Below are 14,920 nucleotides of genomic sequence, written 5' to 3' on the forward strand. Positions count from 1 at the left end.
ATGTCAGCTGAACTTGCTGAGCCAGCCTCAAAGATCGAACTGCCTGCCGGCGTCGGTGGTGGCGGCGAGATCCCCACGTTCGATGTGCACCTGCGCGTCCGCCGGTACAACCCGGAGGTTTCCGAGGAAGCCACCTGGGACGACTTCCACCTGACCATGTACGGCACGGACCGCGTCCTGGATGCCCTGCACAAGGTCAAGTGGGAAACGGACGGCACCCTCTCCTTCCGCCGGTCCTGTGCGCACGGCGTCTGTGGCTCCGATGCCATGCGCATCAACGGCCGCAACCGCCTCGCCTGCAAGACCCTTCTGAAGGACCTGGACACGTCCAAGCCCATCACGGTCGAGCCGATCAAGGGCCTTCCGGTGGAGAAGGACCTGATCGTGGACATGGAACCGTTCTTCCAGTCGTTCCGCGAGGTCATGCCCTTCCTGGTCAACAAGGGCCACGAGCCCACCCGGGAGCGCCTGCAGTCCGCCGAGGACCGTGAGCGTTTCGATGACACCACCAAGTGCATCCTCTGCGCCGCGTGCACGTCGTCCTGCCCGGTGTTCTGGACCGACGGCCAGTACTTCGGTCCTGCCGCGATCGTCAACGCCCACCGCTTTATCTTCGATTCACGTGATGACGCCGGCGACATGCGCCTGGAGATCCTCAACGACAAGGAAGGCGTGTGGCGCTGCCGCACCACCTTCAACTGCTCCGAAGCATGCCCGCGCGGCATCCAGGTGACCCAGGCCATCGCCGAGGTCAAGCAGGCGATTCTCTCCCGCAAGATCTGACCACACGGATCCAGCGGACGACGGCGCCCCTCCCCACTGCGGGGATGCGGCGCCGTCGTTGTTTCTCCCCACCCGCCCCCTGACCTCGCAAGCTCGGCCAGGGAACCCGGCGGGCGTGGGCCCACAGCCAGTTGTACCAAACGAAAGGGGACGCCGTGTCCCGCTCCGAAAAAGTCACCTTCGAAGGCTCCACCGGCGAAACGCTGTCCGGCATCATCGATGTCCCTGAAGGGCCGGTCAAGGGCTGGGGCGTTTTTTCGCACGGTTTCACGCTCGGCAAGGACAGCCCGTCCGCCTCGCGGATGTGCAAGGCGCTGGCGGACAGTGGCGTGGGCATGCTGAGGTTCGACAACCTGGGCCTGGGCGGATCCGCCGGTGAGTGGTCCGCAGGATCTTTCAGCCACAAGGTGGCGGACACCGTCAAGGCTGCTGAGTTCATGCGCGCCGAGGGGAAGCAGATTTCCCTGCTCGTGGGCCATTCTTTCGGCGGCGCGGCCGTCCTGGCTGCGGCCCGGGAGATCCCGGAGCTCGACGCCGTAGCTACCGTTGGCGCCCCCTTCTCGCCGAAGCACGTGGCACACGTCTTTGACGCAGCCCTGGACAAGATCCTGAGTGAGGGCAGCGCCGAAGTGGACCTTGGCGGGAAACGGGTGGAGATCCGCAAGCACTTCGTGGAAGACCTGGAGAACGCGGACCTGACGGATTGCATCAAGCAGCTGCAGAAGCCGCTGATGGTGCTCCACTCCCCCACGGACAACACCGTGGGGATCGAGAATGCCAGCACCATCTTCCAGACAGCCCGCCACCCCAGGAACTTCGTTTCCCTCGAGGGAAGCGACCATCTCCTCACCGGAAAGGGCCAGGCGGCGCGGGCTGCCCGGATCATCGCCGCCTGGGCGGACCAGTACCTCGACGCCGGGCAGTAACCGGTTGCTGGGTGCCGCCTCCTGCCCGGCTCCGGCGCCTACTTGCCGATTGCGGCATTGCTTTCGCTGATCCACTGCTCGGCAGCCTTCTCGGGCGAGAGCCGCTTGAAGAGGACGTCGGTGTTCATGCGGGCGGTGATCTCGGAGACTGCCGTTGATCCGGTGGGTCCGATGTAGGTAGGGGCGAAGTCCATCTTGCCGATCTGGTCGATGTACTCCGCCTCCACCTTCCCCTGCGGCGTCAACAGGTCCTGGATGGCGGTGCGCATGCCGGAATTGCTGGGGACGCCACGGTCGCTCTGGATGATCTTGGCGGCGGACTCGTCGTTGACCAGGAAGTCCACAAGCTTTGCCGCAGCTTCGGTGTGCTTGCTGCGGGCCGAGATGGTGTAGAACTGCGATGACTGGAGCCAGATGCCCGCGGTGGGTGTTTCGCCGGGGAGTTTGAGCAGCTTCAGGTCGGCGCCGGAGGCCTTGCTGAGCGCGGAGAGCGAGTTGCTCCAGGTGAGCATCATGCCGGCCTGGCCCATGCCCATGAGGGTCTGTTCGGTGCTGACGTTCAACTTCTCCACCGTTTCGGACGCATTTGGCGCTGCCCCGGACTCGCTCAGTTTCAACGAGTAGTCGAAGTAGTCCTGCACGGTGTCCTTGCCCAGGCCCAGCTGGCCGTCCTGCGTGTAGAGCGATTCACCCCGCTGCCGGGCAAAGGCATCCAGCGAATCGTGGGTGAGGACGGTGGCCGTTCCGTAGGTCCCCTTGGGACTCTTGGCCGTCACGTCCGCGGCGGTCTTCGCGAAGTCGTCCCAGCCCCACGTGCTGTCATCCGGAAGCGGGACCCCGGCTGCGGCGAAAACAGTGGGATTGATAACGATGGCGAGGGCGTTGGCACCAGTGGAAACCCCGTATTGCGTGCCCTGGACCTGGCCGTTTTCCAGGGCTCCCGGGTCCATTGTGGACAGGTCCAGCGACCCGCCGACCTTGGACAGATCAAGCAGTGCGCCGCGGTTGGCATACTCGGCGGGATAGGCCCCGCCCATGGTGATGACGTCGGGAGCGTCGTTGGCGGCCACCTGCGTGGCCAGTTTGTCAAAGTAGCCGCTGATATCGCCGTATTCGGGTTTGACCTTAATGTCCGGGTTGGCGGCCTCGAATTCCGCGATGGCCTTGGTGGTCAGCTGCGCACGCCCCTCATTGCCCCACCAGGAGAAACGTATTTCAACGGGCCCGTCCTGCGCTTCGTCGGACGGCGCACTGGAACAGGCTGCGGTGAGGCTCACCAGGCTTATCGCAGCGATGGCTGCAACTGATGTACGCAATGACCGGAAAAGGCTACGCTCCATTGGGTATGCTTCCTTCTGGCATCAGAAAACGGTTTCGTGAAACGTATCAAGATGCTGCCGAAGCGTCAACGCCAGGAAGGCGGACACAGTGAGCAACACCAACAGCACCTCCAGGCCTGCGGCACCGTCCCCGGGGATACACCTAAGCGGCCCCATTGACAGGAACGCACTCGTCCGGCGCCACAACGTCCGCCAGCAGTCCCTGGACCCGCGGAGCCCTGTGTCCGTAGGCAATGGTGAATTCGCCTTCACGATGGACCTCACCGGCCTCCAGTCACTCCCTGGCTCCTATCCTGTGGGGGCAAGGGACGAACTGCCGCCGGGAACACTCCTTGGCACGCAGGCCCAGTGGGCATGGCACGCCACACCGCCCGCCCAGGCCTATGAACTGTCAGGCTCCACGGTCCTCTATGACTCACCGCATGGACCTGTGCCCTACGTGGACATGGTGGGCGGCATCGTCAACGACCGCGAAACCGGGACGTCCCTCGCCGAAACGTGGCTGCGGGCCAACCCGCACCGCCTGGATCTGGGACGCATCGGCTTCAGGCTGGTGGATGCAGGACGAGACCATGCCCTTTCCGAAGGGGACGTCACCGACGCCGAGCAGATGCTCGACCTGTGGACGGGGACAGTCACGAGCCGCTTCACGCTGGCCGGCCACCCGGTGACGGTCATAACGGCGTGCCACCCCGAACGCGACGAGCTCGGCATCCGCGTGGAGTCCGCGGGCCTCCAGGGCCGCCTGGCCATCACCATCGACTTCCCCTACGGCTCGGAGGCATGGCACGACGCCGCGGACTGGACCAGCCCGGACTCCCATACCACCACGCTCGGGGAACCGGCCGCCTCTGGACTGCATGCCGGATCCACCGCCTGGACCGCCCACCGTGAGCTGGATGGATCCCGCTACCAGGTTGTGATCAGTGCACGCGACCTCGCCGTGCTGCAGAGCGGGCAGCACCGTCTCCGGATATGCCCCAACCCGGGCGGCAGCGAGGGCCAGGGCGTGATGGACCTGGCTATTGCTTTCGTCTCCGCCGGGGACGGGGACTGCGTCCCCCGCGGTGAAACCGGTGCTACCTTGGCCGCAGCCAAGCCGGGCGCGGGCACGCCAGCCGGGCCCGCCGTCGTGCTTTCCGGCACGCCAGGCGCTGCAGCGGGCAGCAGCGTGGCAGCGGCCTCGGAGGCGTACTGGCCCGGCTTCTGGCAGTCCGGCGGCGCCATCGAGCTTGCCGCGACGGACGACCCCCGGGCCAAGGAGCTGGAACGCAGGATCGTCCTCTCGCAGTACCTGACGGCCATCAACTGCTCCGGGTCCCTGCCTCCGCAGGAAACCGGGCTGGTGTGCAACTCCTGGCGGGGGCGCTTCCACCTGGAAATGCACTGGTGGCACGCCGCCCACTTCGCCCACTGGAACCGTGTGGAACACCTGCTCCCGTCGCTGCGCTGGTACTCCACCGTGATGGAGGCATCGCGGCAGACCGCCAGGGCGCAGGGTTTCGACGGCGTCCGCTGGCCCAAGCAGGTAGGTCCGGACGGGAGGGAGAGCCCCAGCCCTATCGGCACCTTCCTGGTCTGGCAGCAGCCGCATCCCATCCACCTGGCGGAACTTGCCTACCGCGCCAACCCCAGCCGGGAGGTGCTCGAGGAGTTTGCGGAGATCGTGTTCGAATCAGCCGCGTTCATGGCAAGCTTCGCGCACCCGACGCCGCGGGGATTTGAGCTGGGCCCGCCCCTGATTCCCGCGCAGGAGAGCTACGGCTCCATCCGGGCGTCTGTCACCAATCCCACCTTCGAACTGGCCTACTGGCAGTGGGCCCTGCGGGTTGCAGCGGCCTGGCGGGACCGGTTGGGGCTTGAGCCCGTTCCGGCGTGGCAGGAAGTAGCCAGCCACCTGGTGAAGCCACGGGTACGGGACGGCGTCTACGCGGCCATTGACGTGGACCCCTTCACCATCCGGACGGACCACCCCTCGATGCTGTGCGCACTGGGCGTCCTGCCCGCAACCGACCTGATCGACAAGGACACCATGCGGGCAACGCTCGCCAGCGTCCTTGCCGACTGGGATTGGGACAGCACCTGGGGCTGGGACTATCCGGTGATGGCCATGACCGCCGCGCGCCTTGAGGACCCGGAAGCCGCCGTCAACGCCCTCCTGCTGGACGCCGGGAAGAATACAGTGCTGCCCAACGGGCACAACCGCCAGACTGATTCGCTGCCGCTGTACCTCCCCGGCAACGGCGGACTGCTTGCCGCTGCCGCGCTGATGGCAGCGGGCTGGGACGGCGGACCGGACCGGCATGCACCCGGATTTCCCGCCGGCTGGACCGTGGCCTGGGAAGGACTGGTGGCTGCACCGTAGCAACGTCCAGGCGGTCAGGCAGCAATTCCGGGCGCGGGGCTTGAGGCGGCGGGCGGCGGCAGGGGTCAGCGCTGCCGCGTGCGCCCGTTGCCCCTGCGCCGGGCAGCTGCGGCACGGGCCGGGCTCCGCATGCCGGCCTCAGCTTGTGCCGGCACTTTGCCCGGCTGTACCGGCACTTTTCCCGGCTGGACCTGCCGGGCGCCCCAGGTTCCCTTCTCGTGGCCGGAGGATGAGATGCCGTGGTCAGCCTCGCGGACCGCGGACCAGCCTGCGGAAACGAGGTACACCTGACTCACCAGGTTGAACCAGATCAACAGTCCGATGATGATGGCGAATGGTGCCAGGAGGGGGTTGCGGCCGGCACCGGCGAGAAGCTCGGTGCTGAAGATCTGAAGGACCGTGGTGCCCAACGCCGCCAGGATGGTGCCTTCCAGCAGTGCGCGGCGCGAGAGCTTCAAGTTCGCTGCGAGCCGGAACATGACGAGCGCGGTCACCCAGTTCAAAACGAGGGGCACGCCAATTTTGATGGAGGTGCTCAGCGGGACAGCCAGTGCGTCGTCGAGCCGCAGGAAGTCCGCGACCCATCCCGCGGCCGTGCCAAAGACGAGGGACGCGCCGGCACTGATGACCAGGGCCACGCCCAGCAGCAGCAGGGTTCCGGCGTCGCGCAGTTTCAGGAGGATGGGATTGACCAGTGACGGGGGCAGTTCCATCACGCCGCGGAGGCCGTCCCGCAGGCTCGCAATCCACCGCAGCGACGTATAGACGGTAACGGCTGCCGCGATGGCCGCCGTCCAGCCCAGTCCGTCCGGATTCAGAAGGTCCTGGGGGTCAACCAATCCTTCACTGCCGTTGACCTTCAGGAGGCCCGGCGCGCTCTGGGCCACGCTGCCGATAATGGTCTCCAGCAGTACGGGCTGCCCCCTCAGGACCAGCCCGGCAATGGAAAAGCCGGTGGCGAGGAGGCCGGTGATCGAGAAGAACATATTGAACCCGATGCCTGCACTCATCAGCGGGCCGTGCTGGAGGCTGTAGTGCCGGAAGGCACGCATGGGGCGGAAAGCGTTCAGGCGTGCAAGCAGCCACTGGGACATGGCCATTAGGCCGGCTACGGGTCCACCGCCGGCCCTGCGGGCCCTGTTCCATTCCATCCGTTTTTGGATGGCGGCCAGCTTCAGGTGGGCCTGGTCAGTGGGAAGCGGTTGCTGTCCCGCCTGTTTCGGCTGTGCCCGGGGCGGAATCCGCGGGTCTGGTGCCGTCGTTGTCAGTTTGGGTCCCAAAGTCCAGCTCTTCCCGTAGCTGCCAGATGCCGTTGGCATCGTGCTCGTAAAGTCCCATGCTAACCACGGGGAAGGTGGCCCTGTAGTTCCTCAGCACCGTTTCGGCTTCATCGAGGTTTTCCGGCGCCACATCGTGCGCGATGGTGACGTGCGGGTGGTACGCAAACGGCAGCTCACGGTGGAGGGGGCCCTGCTGGAGCTTTTCGTGGAGGTCGACGCAGTCCTCGAACCCGTCCTCCACATTGATGAAGACCACCGGGGAAACAGGGCGGAACGTCCCCGTGCCTGCGATGGTGACGTCGAAAGGGCTTTGCTGGCGGGCCACCTCGCGGACATGCTCCAGCGTGCCCTCCCAGTCCCGCGTGGTGGTGGTGGTGACCAACGTGATGTGGGCCGGCACGACGTCCGCCAGGGGATCGCCGAAGGATGCCCGCCAGCGCTGCAGCTCTTCGGCAATGTCGGCCGGGAAACCCAGGATGACGCCAACGCTGATGTCTTCCGGCCGGGACACGGGGCTGGCAGCCGCAGCACGGTGATCCGCAGGGTCTGCGTGCGAACCGCCGGGGGTTCCCGCCACCCGGCGGGTGGCACGGGCAGCTTCCCTTGCCGCGACTTTGCTGGACGACATGGCGCTAACGGACTCCGGCAAGGCTGAGGGACGGAAGGAAGCCCACGCGCTCGTACACCTGCGCGAGGGTGGCCGAGGCGATCTCGCGGGCGCGCTCGGCGCCGTGTGCGAGCAGCCTGTCCAGCTCCGCAGGATCGGACATCAGCTCATTGGTGCGGTTCCGCAACGGCGTAACGAACTCAACCATGACCTCAGCAAGATCCACCTTGAGGTGGCCGTACATCTTGCCCTGGTATTCAGCTTCGAGCTCAGGGATGGTTTTGCCCGTCAGGGACGAGTAGATGGTCAGCAGGTTTGAGATGCCCGGCTTTTCTTCAGCGTCGAAGCGGATGTCGGTTCCGGCGTCGGTCACTGCCGACTTGATGCGCTTGGCCGCGACCTTCGGGTCCTCCAGAAGCTGGATGGCTCCGTTGGGCGACTCCCCCGTCTTGGACATCTTGGCGCTGGGGTTCTGAAGATCGTAGATCTTGGCGCTTTCCTTGACGATGGTCGCCTCGGGAACAGTGAACGTGTGGCCAAACCGGGTGTTGAACCGCTGGGCCAGGTTGCGGGTGAGTTCCAGGTGCTGGCGCTGGTCCTCTCCCACGGGCACCAGGTCGGTCTGGTACAGCAGGATGTCCGCGGCCATCAAGGTGGGATAGGCGAACAGGCCCAGGGTGGCGGCGTCGGCGCCGGACTTCTGGGTCTTGTCCTTGAACTGGGTCATCCGCGAGGCTTCGCCGAATCCGGTGATGCAGTTCAGTGCCCAGGCGAGCTGCGCGTGCTCCGGCACATGGGACTGGACAAAAAAGATGCTCTTGTCCGGATCGATGCCCGCGGCGATGTACTGGGCGGCCACAATCCGGGTGCGCTTGGCCAGTTCAGCGGGATCGAAGTCCACCGTGATGGCGTGCAGGTCCGGAATAAAGAACACGGCGTCGTACTCCGCCTGCATGTCAACCCAGTTGCGGACGGCTCCGATGTAGTTGCCCAGGTGCAGGGAGTCGGCTGTGGGCTTGGCGCCGGAGAGGATGCGCTTCTTGGTTGCCGGGGAGATCTGGCTAGTCATGGGAGAGGAAACCTTCGGGGCTCAGAGCTGGTAGTCCACTACCAGCGGGGCATGGTCGGAGAAGCGGGTGTCCCACGAGGGTGCCCGGTCAACCACGGCCGAGATGGCGGCCGCCGCCAGGGCCGGGGTGGCCAGGTGGTAATCGATGCGCCAGCCGGTGTCGTTGTCGAACGCCTTTCCGCGCTGGGACCACCACGTGTAGGGACCGTCCACCGGGCCGGCCAGGTTGCGGTGGACGTCCTGCCAGCCGATTTCCTCGCCGAAGAACCGGTCAAAGTAGGCGCGTTCCTCCGGCAGGTGGCCCGCCTTCTTGAGGTTGGCCTTCGAGTTGCGGATGTCCAGCGGTGTGTGGGCAACGTTGAGGTCACCCACCACCAGGGCGTGGTCGCTGTGTTTGGTCAGTTCCGGCAGCCGTGTGGTCATGACGTCCAGGAACCGGAACTTGTCATCCTGCTTGGGCGTGCCTACCTCACCGGAGTGGACATAAGCGCTCGCAACAGTGAGCTGGACCGGGTGTCCGGCGGCATCTGCGAAACGGAAATCGGCTTCCACCCAGCGTCCGGCCGTGGCAAAGTAATCGTCGCCAATGCCGTTACGGGTTGCCAGGGGTTCCTCCCGGGAAGCGATTGCGACGCCGGCGCGGCCTTTGGCTTCAGCCTCGGCGTGCAGGATGTGCCACCCTTCGCCCAGCAGCTGCCGGACGATAGCGTCAGGGGCGCGGACTTCCTGCAGGCAGAGGATGTCCACTCCGCGCGGCTCAAGCCACGCCGCCATTCCGTTTTTGTAGGCAGCCCGGAGGCCGTTGACATTAACGGACGCGATGCGAAGGTGGTCCTTCTTCAATGCCGAGATCACCCGCTCCACTCTAGTCGATGATGGTTCCGGTGACCGGCTCTCCACTGCCGCCGGAGGACTTGATCATGTCCCGTGCATTGGTGGCTGTGATCTCAATGGTTTCCAGGGCCCGGTTGATGGTGTCCTGGTTGGCAGCGGCGCCCTTGGCGCGTTCCTCTTCCACCACGCGGATCTGCACCTGGACGATCTTGAACGAGTGGTCCAGCTTAAGGTCACGGACCTCGTCCGCCTGGCTGCGCTCGGCAACCACCCGGGTTCCGCCCTGGTCGGCCGAGGCGTACGGACCCCGCCCTGCAGCGGTGCTGAAGGCATTCTGGGCTTCCGTCAGCTTTGCTCCTGCCTTCTTGGCGGCCTTCTGGATGCTGAAGACAACAAAGCAGGCCAGCGCCAGCCAGAAGGCGGCGATGATGGCAACAACCCAGCCCACGACGTCGTTTTGGTTTGCCGCGAAGATGACGGCCACAACGAAGGCGGTGACGAGGACCATCAGTCCCGGCCCGCTGATGCGGAACATGGAGAATCCGCCCCTGGCGGGTTTGGAGGATGACTTGGAGCTGCCCAGAGATTGCATGCACCCATTCTCTCAAATGCCGGAGTATGCTCCCGCCGCCTTCCACCCGAGGCGAACACACCCCTACTTCAGGAAGAGCTGCCGCAGCCGTACAGTCGTGAGCAGCATGCCGACGGCGGTCATCATCAGGTAGTAGCCGATGTGGACGGGGGTGGCCGCGGTGAAGGTGCCCACGCTGATCTGGCGCAGCAGCTCGACACCGTGCCAGAGCGGCATGGCCTGGATCAGCCATTGGATGGCCTGCGGGTAGACGCTCAGCGGGTAGAAGGTGGCGCTGAACAAGAACATGGGCAGCATCACGAAGTTGACCCAGTCCATTTGCTGGAAGGTCTTCAGGAAACTGGTGATCCCCATCCCGATACTCGCGAACCCGAACGCGATCAGCACGGAGGCAGGCACCATCAGGAGCGCCCAGGGCGTGGTAATCAAGCCCATAAGCCCCATCACCGCCGTGAAACCCGTGGCGTAGAGCAGGCCGCGCAGGAGCGCCAGGAAGATCTCCCCGAGGGCAACGTCCAGCGGCCCCAGCGAGGTATACAGCATGCCCTGGTACAGCTTCGCGAAGTTCATTTTGAAGAACACGTTCCAGGTGGAGTCATAGACCGCGCCGTTCATCGCCGAGACTGCCAGCAGGGCCGGGGCAATGTATGCGGCGTAGCTGATCTCCCCGCCGCCGGGGCCCTGGACGGAGCCCACGATTGCGCCGAGCCCCACCCCCATGGAGATGAGGAACAGGACCGGCTCGAAGAACCCGGAGAGCATCACCAGCCAGTTTGTGCTCCGGGTGGCCAGCAGGCCGCGCGAAATGACGGCCCTGGCGTTGCGCGAATACAGCGGCCCGAACGTCCTGCTGCGGGCCTGGTCCGGTGCGCTTTCCACTGGCAGGCCGGCGCTCACTTGCCCATCCTTGCCGCGAACTGCCGCCGGGTCAGGAACCAGCCCAGCACTGCAAGAGCCACGAGCACCACCGCGTGGAGGACGGTCAGCAGCGGCGGCTGCTGGTACCCGTAGCTGAAGACGCGTCCCAGTTCGGTGCCATGCCAGATGGGCGAGATCCAGCCCACCCAGCGCACCGCCAGCGGAAGGCTGTCCAGCGGAAAGAAGGTCCCGGAGAACAGGAAGAGCGGCATCACGATAAACCGCATCACCAGCGCAAATTGGCCCTTGTCCTCGGTGATGGAGGCCGAGTACGCCATCAGCGGCAGGCCAAAGGAAAGGCCCGCGAGCGTTGCCACCAGGATGGTGGCCCACCCCAGCCGCCGGGCGCGGCACCGAACAGGACAATAGCGGCGAAGTAGACGGCGGACTGCAGCAGGAGGCGCAGGGTTACCGCCATGATGTGGCCCGCCGCGATCTGCTGGGGAGTCAGCGGCGAGGCGTGCGGCCCGTAGTAGGTGCGGCGCCATTTGAACCCGTCCATCACGGGGAACGTGAACTCGTTGGTGGCCGTCATCACGGACGCGGACACCAGCAGCGCCGGGGCCACGAAGGTCACGTAGCCCACTCCCCCGAAGGCCTCCGCGCCCTGCGCGTCTACCAGGGTGGCCAGGCCCACGCCCATGGCAAACAGGTACGCCACCGGGTGGCCCACGCTGTACATGATGATGGACCAGCCGTAGCCCTTCATCACCCGCAGGACCTGCTCGGCGTAATAGAACGCGCCCCACCGCCGTGCCCTGGCAGCCGCAATGTCCGGGCTGTGGGCCCGCAACGCCTCCCTTGCCGTGCCGTCAGTCAACAAGGCTTCTGCCCGTCAACCGCAGGAACACGTCCTCCAGCGAGGACCTCCGCACCAGCGATGTCAGCGGCCGCAGGCCGCGGGACGCCACCTGCTCAAGGGCGGACTCGCCGTCGTGCGCGTAAATCAGCACCCGGTCCGGCAGGACTTCCAGCCGTTCCCCGACGCCCTGCAGCTCCGAGGCGATGGTGGTGTTCCGCTCGGATCCGAACCGGAGCTCAACCACCTCGCGGGTGGAGTGCTCGCGGATCAGCTGCGCGGGCGATCCCTCAGCCATGATCCTGCCCTTGTCCACCACGATCAGCCGGTCGCAGAGCTGCTCGGCCTCGTCCATGTAGTGGGTCGTCAGGATGAGGGTGACGCCCTGTTCCTTCAGCCGGAACAGTCGGTCCCAGAGGATGTGCCGGGCCTGGGGGTCGAGCCCGGTGGTGGGTTCGTCCAGCAAGAGGATCCGGGGTTCGTTGATGAGCGAACGGGCGATGGTCAGCCGCCGCTTCATGCCGCCGGACAGCGCGTCCACCTTGGACTTTGCCTTATCCGTCAGCTGGGCGAACTCCAGCAGTTCATCGGCTTTCGGCTTCAGGTAGCTCATGGGCAGGCCGAAGTACCGGCCGTAGACCAGGAGGTTATCGCGGACCCGGAGTTCCTCGTCCAGGTTGTCCTGCTGCGGCACCACGCCCAGGTGCGCCCTAACCTCGGGCCCGTGCGAGTCGGGGTCGAGTCCCATGATGTGGAGGGCTCCGGAGGTGCGCCGGGTGACGCCGCCGATCATCTTCATGGTGGTGGACTTGCCGGCGCCGTTGGGCCCCAACAGGCCGAAGGACTCCCCCGCGGGGACGCTGAACGAAATGCCGTCCACGGCGGCAACGTCGCCGTAGGTCTTGGTCAGGTTTTCTGCCGTGATGACGGTCGGGCGGGCTTCGGTGGGAGGCTCATCGGCTGGCTGGACGGCGCCGGTTGCGCCGCCGGAAGACATGGTGGCTTTGTTGTGCACCCTCCGCAGACTAGTAGAGCCGGCGGGCAGGTGGAAGGGGACTTCCACTTCTGCGCTCAAGCTTTTCGCTTAAAGGACGACGGCGGCACCGCACCTTTGTCCAACAAGGTGCGGTACCGCCGTCGGGCGATGAAAAGGGGCTACCTGGCTACCTGGCGGTGGCCGGGCCGCTTGCCTGTGCCGCTTGGCGTTCGGCGGCTTCCACCACGTTGGTCATCAGCAGCGCCACGGTCATGGGACCGACGCCTCCGGGGTTCGGCGAAATCCAGCCGGCAACCTCGGCAGCGGCGGGATCGATGTCGCCAAAGACCCTGCTCTTGCCGGTCTCGGGGTCGGTTTCGCGGGTGACACCGACGTCGAGTACGGCGGCACCCGGCTTTACGTCCGCAGCCTTGACGATGTGCTTGGCACCCGCCGCGCCCACGATCACGTCAGCCTGCCGCAACAGCTCCGGCAGGTTCTTGGTTCCGGTGTGCGTCAGGGTCACGGTGGCGTTCACGGCCCGCCGGGTCAGCAGCAGTCCGATCGAACGGCCGATCGTGACACCGCGGCCCACCACCACTACGTGCTTGCCGGCAAGGCTGAAGCCGTTGCGCTCCAGGAGCTCGATGACGCCGCGGGGCGTGCACGGCAGCGGCGAGGTGATCTCCCCGTTGACGTTGAGCACCAGCCGGCCAAGGTTGGTGGGGTGCAGTCCGTCCGCGTCCTTGGCGGGGTCGATGCGCTCAAGGATGGCGTCGGTGTCCAAGTGCTTCGGCAGCGGCAGCTGCACGATGTACCCGTGGCAGGCGGGGTCCGCGTTGAGCTCGTCAATGAGGTCCTCAACCTGCGCCTGGGTGGCGTCCGCCGGCAGCTCCCGCTGGATCGAGTTCATCCCGATTTCCTCGGACTGCTTGTGCTTCATGGACACGTACAGCTGCGAGGCCGGATCTGCACCCACGAGCACGGTTGCAATGCCGGGAGTGACGCCCTTGGCCTTGAGCGCGGCCACGCGTTCAGCCAGCTCGGACTTGATGGCGGCAGCGGCTGCCTTGCCGTCCAGGATCCGTGCGGTCTTGGTCATTTCAGTCATGTGATCACCACTGCTCGTGCTGCGGGTACAGCGGGAAGTCGGCGGCGAGCTTGTCCACGCGGGCCTGCAGGGACTCCACGTCGGCGCTGTTGCCAGCCTTCAGCGCGGTGGCGATGATCTCTGCCACCTCGGTGAACTCGGCGGCGCCGAAGCCGCGGGTGGCCAGCGCCGGGGTGCCGATGCGCAGGCCCGAGGTGACCATCGGCGGGCGGGGGTCGAACGGAACGGCGTTGCGGTTCACGGTGATACCCACCGAGTGCAGGAGGTCCTCGGCCTGCTGGCCGTCCAGCTGCGAGTTGCGCAGGTCAACGAGGACCAGGTGGACGTCCGTGCCGCCGGTAAGGACGGAGACGCCGGCTTCGGCAACATCGGCCTGGTTGAGGCGGTCGGCGATGATCTTCGCACCCTCCAGGACGCGCTCCTGGCGCTCCTTGAATTCCTCGGTGCCGGCGATCTTGAAGGCCACGGCCTTGGCGGCGATGACGTGCATGAGCGGGCCGCCCTGCTGGCCCGGGAAGACGTTGGAGTTAAGCTTCTTGGCCCACTCCTGCTTGGCCAGGATCACACCGGAGCGCGGGCCGGCGAGGGTCTTGTGCACGGTGGAGGTGACGACGTCGGAGTGCGGCACCGGGCTGGGGTGCAGTCCGGCGGCAACCAGTCCGGCGAAGTGCGCCATATCGGTCCAGAGCAGCGCGCCAACCTCGTCCGCGATGGAGCGGAAGGCGGCGAAGTCCAGGTGGCGCGGGTAGGCGGACCAGCCGGCGATGATGACCTGAGGCTTTTCGGCGATGGCCTGCTCACGGAGCTTGTCCATGTCCACGCGGAAGTTGTCTTCCTCCACCTGGTAGGCAGCCACGTTGTAGAGCTTGCCGGAGAAGTTCAGCTTCATGCCGTGGGTCAGGTGGCCGCCGTGGGCCAGGGACAGGCCCAGGATCTTGTCGCCGGGGGTGATCATGGCGGAGAGTGCAGCGGCGTTGGCCTGGGCACCGGAGTGCGGCTGGACGTTGGCGTACTCGGCGCCGAAGAGGGCCTTGACCCTGTCGATGGCCAGCTGCTCTGCCACGTCAACGTATTCGCAGCCGCCGTAGTAGCGGCGGCCCGGGTAGCCCTCGGCGTACTTGTTGGTAAGGACGGAGCCCTGTGCTTCCATAACGGCGCGGGGGGCGAAGTTCTCGGAGGCAATCATTTCCAGGGTGCCGCGCTGGCGGCCGAGCTCCTGGTCAAGGACTGCTGCGATTTCTGGGTCAAGCTCAGCCAGCGGCTGGTTGCTGACGGCGGTGGTGGAGGTGGCTGTAGTCACGAAAGAACTCCTGGCTAGGC

Annotated in this window: 13 protein-coding genes and 1 pseudogene; 3 read left to right on the forward strand and 11 right to left on the reverse strand. The window is 65.9% G+C overall.

Annotation, left to right across the window (positions count from 1 at the left end):
• Positions 1–783: a succinate dehydrogenase iron-sulfur subunit gene (locus IEX33_RS11835; protein ID WP_066274343.1), complete on the forward strand. Its 783-nt coding sequence runs from the start codon at positions 1–3 to the stop codon at positions 781–783.
• Positions 784–938: 155 nt separating this feature from the next.
• The gene (locus IEX33_RS11840) at positions 939–1,709 is read left to right on the forward strand and encodes an alpha/beta hydrolase family protein (RefSeq protein WP_188730403.1); all 771 of its coding nucleotides are present in this window, start codon (positions 939–941) and stop codon (positions 1,707–1,709) included.
• A gap of 38 nt (positions 1,710–1,747) precedes the next feature.
• Here the strand turns inward: IEX33_RS11840 and IEX33_RS11845 are convergent, their stop codons facing one another.
• Entirely contained in the window at positions 1,748–3,049 is a 1,302-nt protein-coding gene (locus IEX33_RS11845; RefSeq protein WP_188730405.1) for an ABC transporter substrate-binding protein, read from the reverse strand.
• Between the two features lie 253 nt (positions 3,050–3,302).
• Here IEX33_RS11845 and IEX33_RS11850 point away from each other — a divergent pair, with 253 nt between their 5' ends.
• Positions 3,303–5,414, forward strand: coding sequence for a hypothetical protein (locus tag IEX33_RS11850; RefSeq protein ID WP_229675376.1), 2,112 nt, complete (start codon positions 3,303–3,305; stop codon positions 5,412–5,414).
• A 65-nt stretch (positions 5,415–5,479) separates the two neighbouring features.
• Here the strand turns inward: IEX33_RS11850 and IEX33_RS11855 are convergent, their stop codons facing one another.
• The 10 genes and pseudogenes from IEX33_RS11855 to glyA all read right to left on the reverse strand — a co-directional run bounded on the left by IEX33_RS11855 (position 5,480) and on the right by glyA (position 14,900).
• On the reverse strand, positions 5,480–6,565 hold the full coding sequence (locus IEX33_RS11855; RefSeq protein ID WP_188730407.1) for a YihY/virulence factor BrkB family protein: 1,086 nt from the start codon (positions 6,563–6,565) through the stop codon (positions 5,480–5,482).
• A 37-nt stretch (positions 6,566–6,602) separates the two neighbouring features.
• On the reverse strand, positions 6,603–7,322 hold the full coding sequence (locus IEX33_RS11860; RefSeq protein WP_229675348.1) for a 2'-5' RNA ligase family protein: 720 nt from the start codon (positions 7,320–7,322) through the stop codon (positions 6,603–6,605).
• Between the two features lie 4 nt (positions 7,323–7,326).
• Positions 7,327–8,370 carry a tryptophan--tRNA ligase gene (gene trpS / locus IEX33_RS11865; RefSeq protein ID WP_188730409.1) on the reverse strand — a complete coding sequence of 348 codons (1,044 nt, stop codon included), beginning with the start codon at positions 8,368–8,370 and terminating at the stop codon, positions 7,327–7,329.
• Positions 8,371–8,391: 21 nt separating this feature from the next.
• A complete protein-coding gene (locus IEX33_RS11870) occupies positions 8,392–9,225 on the reverse strand; it encodes an exodeoxyribonuclease III (RefSeq protein WP_188730411.1) in 834 nt (277 codons plus the stop codon).
• A gap of 10 nt (positions 9,226–9,235) precedes the next feature.
• Positions 9,236–9,796: a hypothetical protein gene (locus IEX33_RS11875; protein ID WP_104185417.1), complete on the reverse strand. Its 561-nt coding sequence runs from the start codon at positions 9,794–9,796 to the stop codon at positions 9,236–9,238.
• 63 nt (positions 9,797–9,859) lie between these two features.
• Complete coding sequence (locus tag IEX33_RS11880; protein ID WP_188730412.1) at positions 9,860–10,693, reverse strand: ABC transporter permease; 834 nt, start codon at positions 10,691–10,693, stop codon at positions 9,860–9,862.
• Positions 10,690–11,486: pseudogene (locus IEX33_RS11885) on the reverse strand (ABC transporter permease). The gene IEX33_RS11880 and the pseudogene IEX33_RS11885 overlap by 4 nt, the downstream one beginning before the upstream one ends.
• Positions 11,487–11,526: 40 nt before the next feature.
• Positions 11,527–12,510: an ABC transporter ATP-binding protein gene (locus tag IEX33_RS11890; protein ID WP_188730414.1), complete on the reverse strand. Its 984-nt coding sequence runs from the start codon at positions 12,508–12,510 to the stop codon at positions 11,527–11,529.
• Between the two features lie 166 nt (positions 12,511–12,676).
• The gene (locus IEX33_RS11895) at positions 12,677–13,600 is read right to left on the reverse strand and encodes a bifunctional methylenetetrahydrofolate dehydrogenase/methenyltetrahydrofolate cyclohydrolase (protein ID WP_188730416.1); all 924 of its coding nucleotides are present in this window, start codon (positions 13,598–13,600) and stop codon (positions 12,677–12,679) included.
• A 4-nt stretch (positions 13,601–13,604) separates the two neighbouring features.
• A complete protein-coding gene (gene glyA / locus IEX33_RS11900) occupies positions 13,605–14,900 on the reverse strand; it encodes a serine hydroxymethyltransferase (protein WP_104185421.1) in 1,296 nt (431 codons plus the stop codon).
• Positions 14,901–14,920 lie beyond the last annotated feature (20 nt).

The organism is Pseudarthrobacter scleromae (assembly GCF_014644515.1).
GTDB classification, from domain to species: domain Bacteria; phylum Actinomycetota; class Actinomycetes; order Actinomycetales; family Micrococcaceae; genus Arthrobacter; species Arthrobacter scleromae.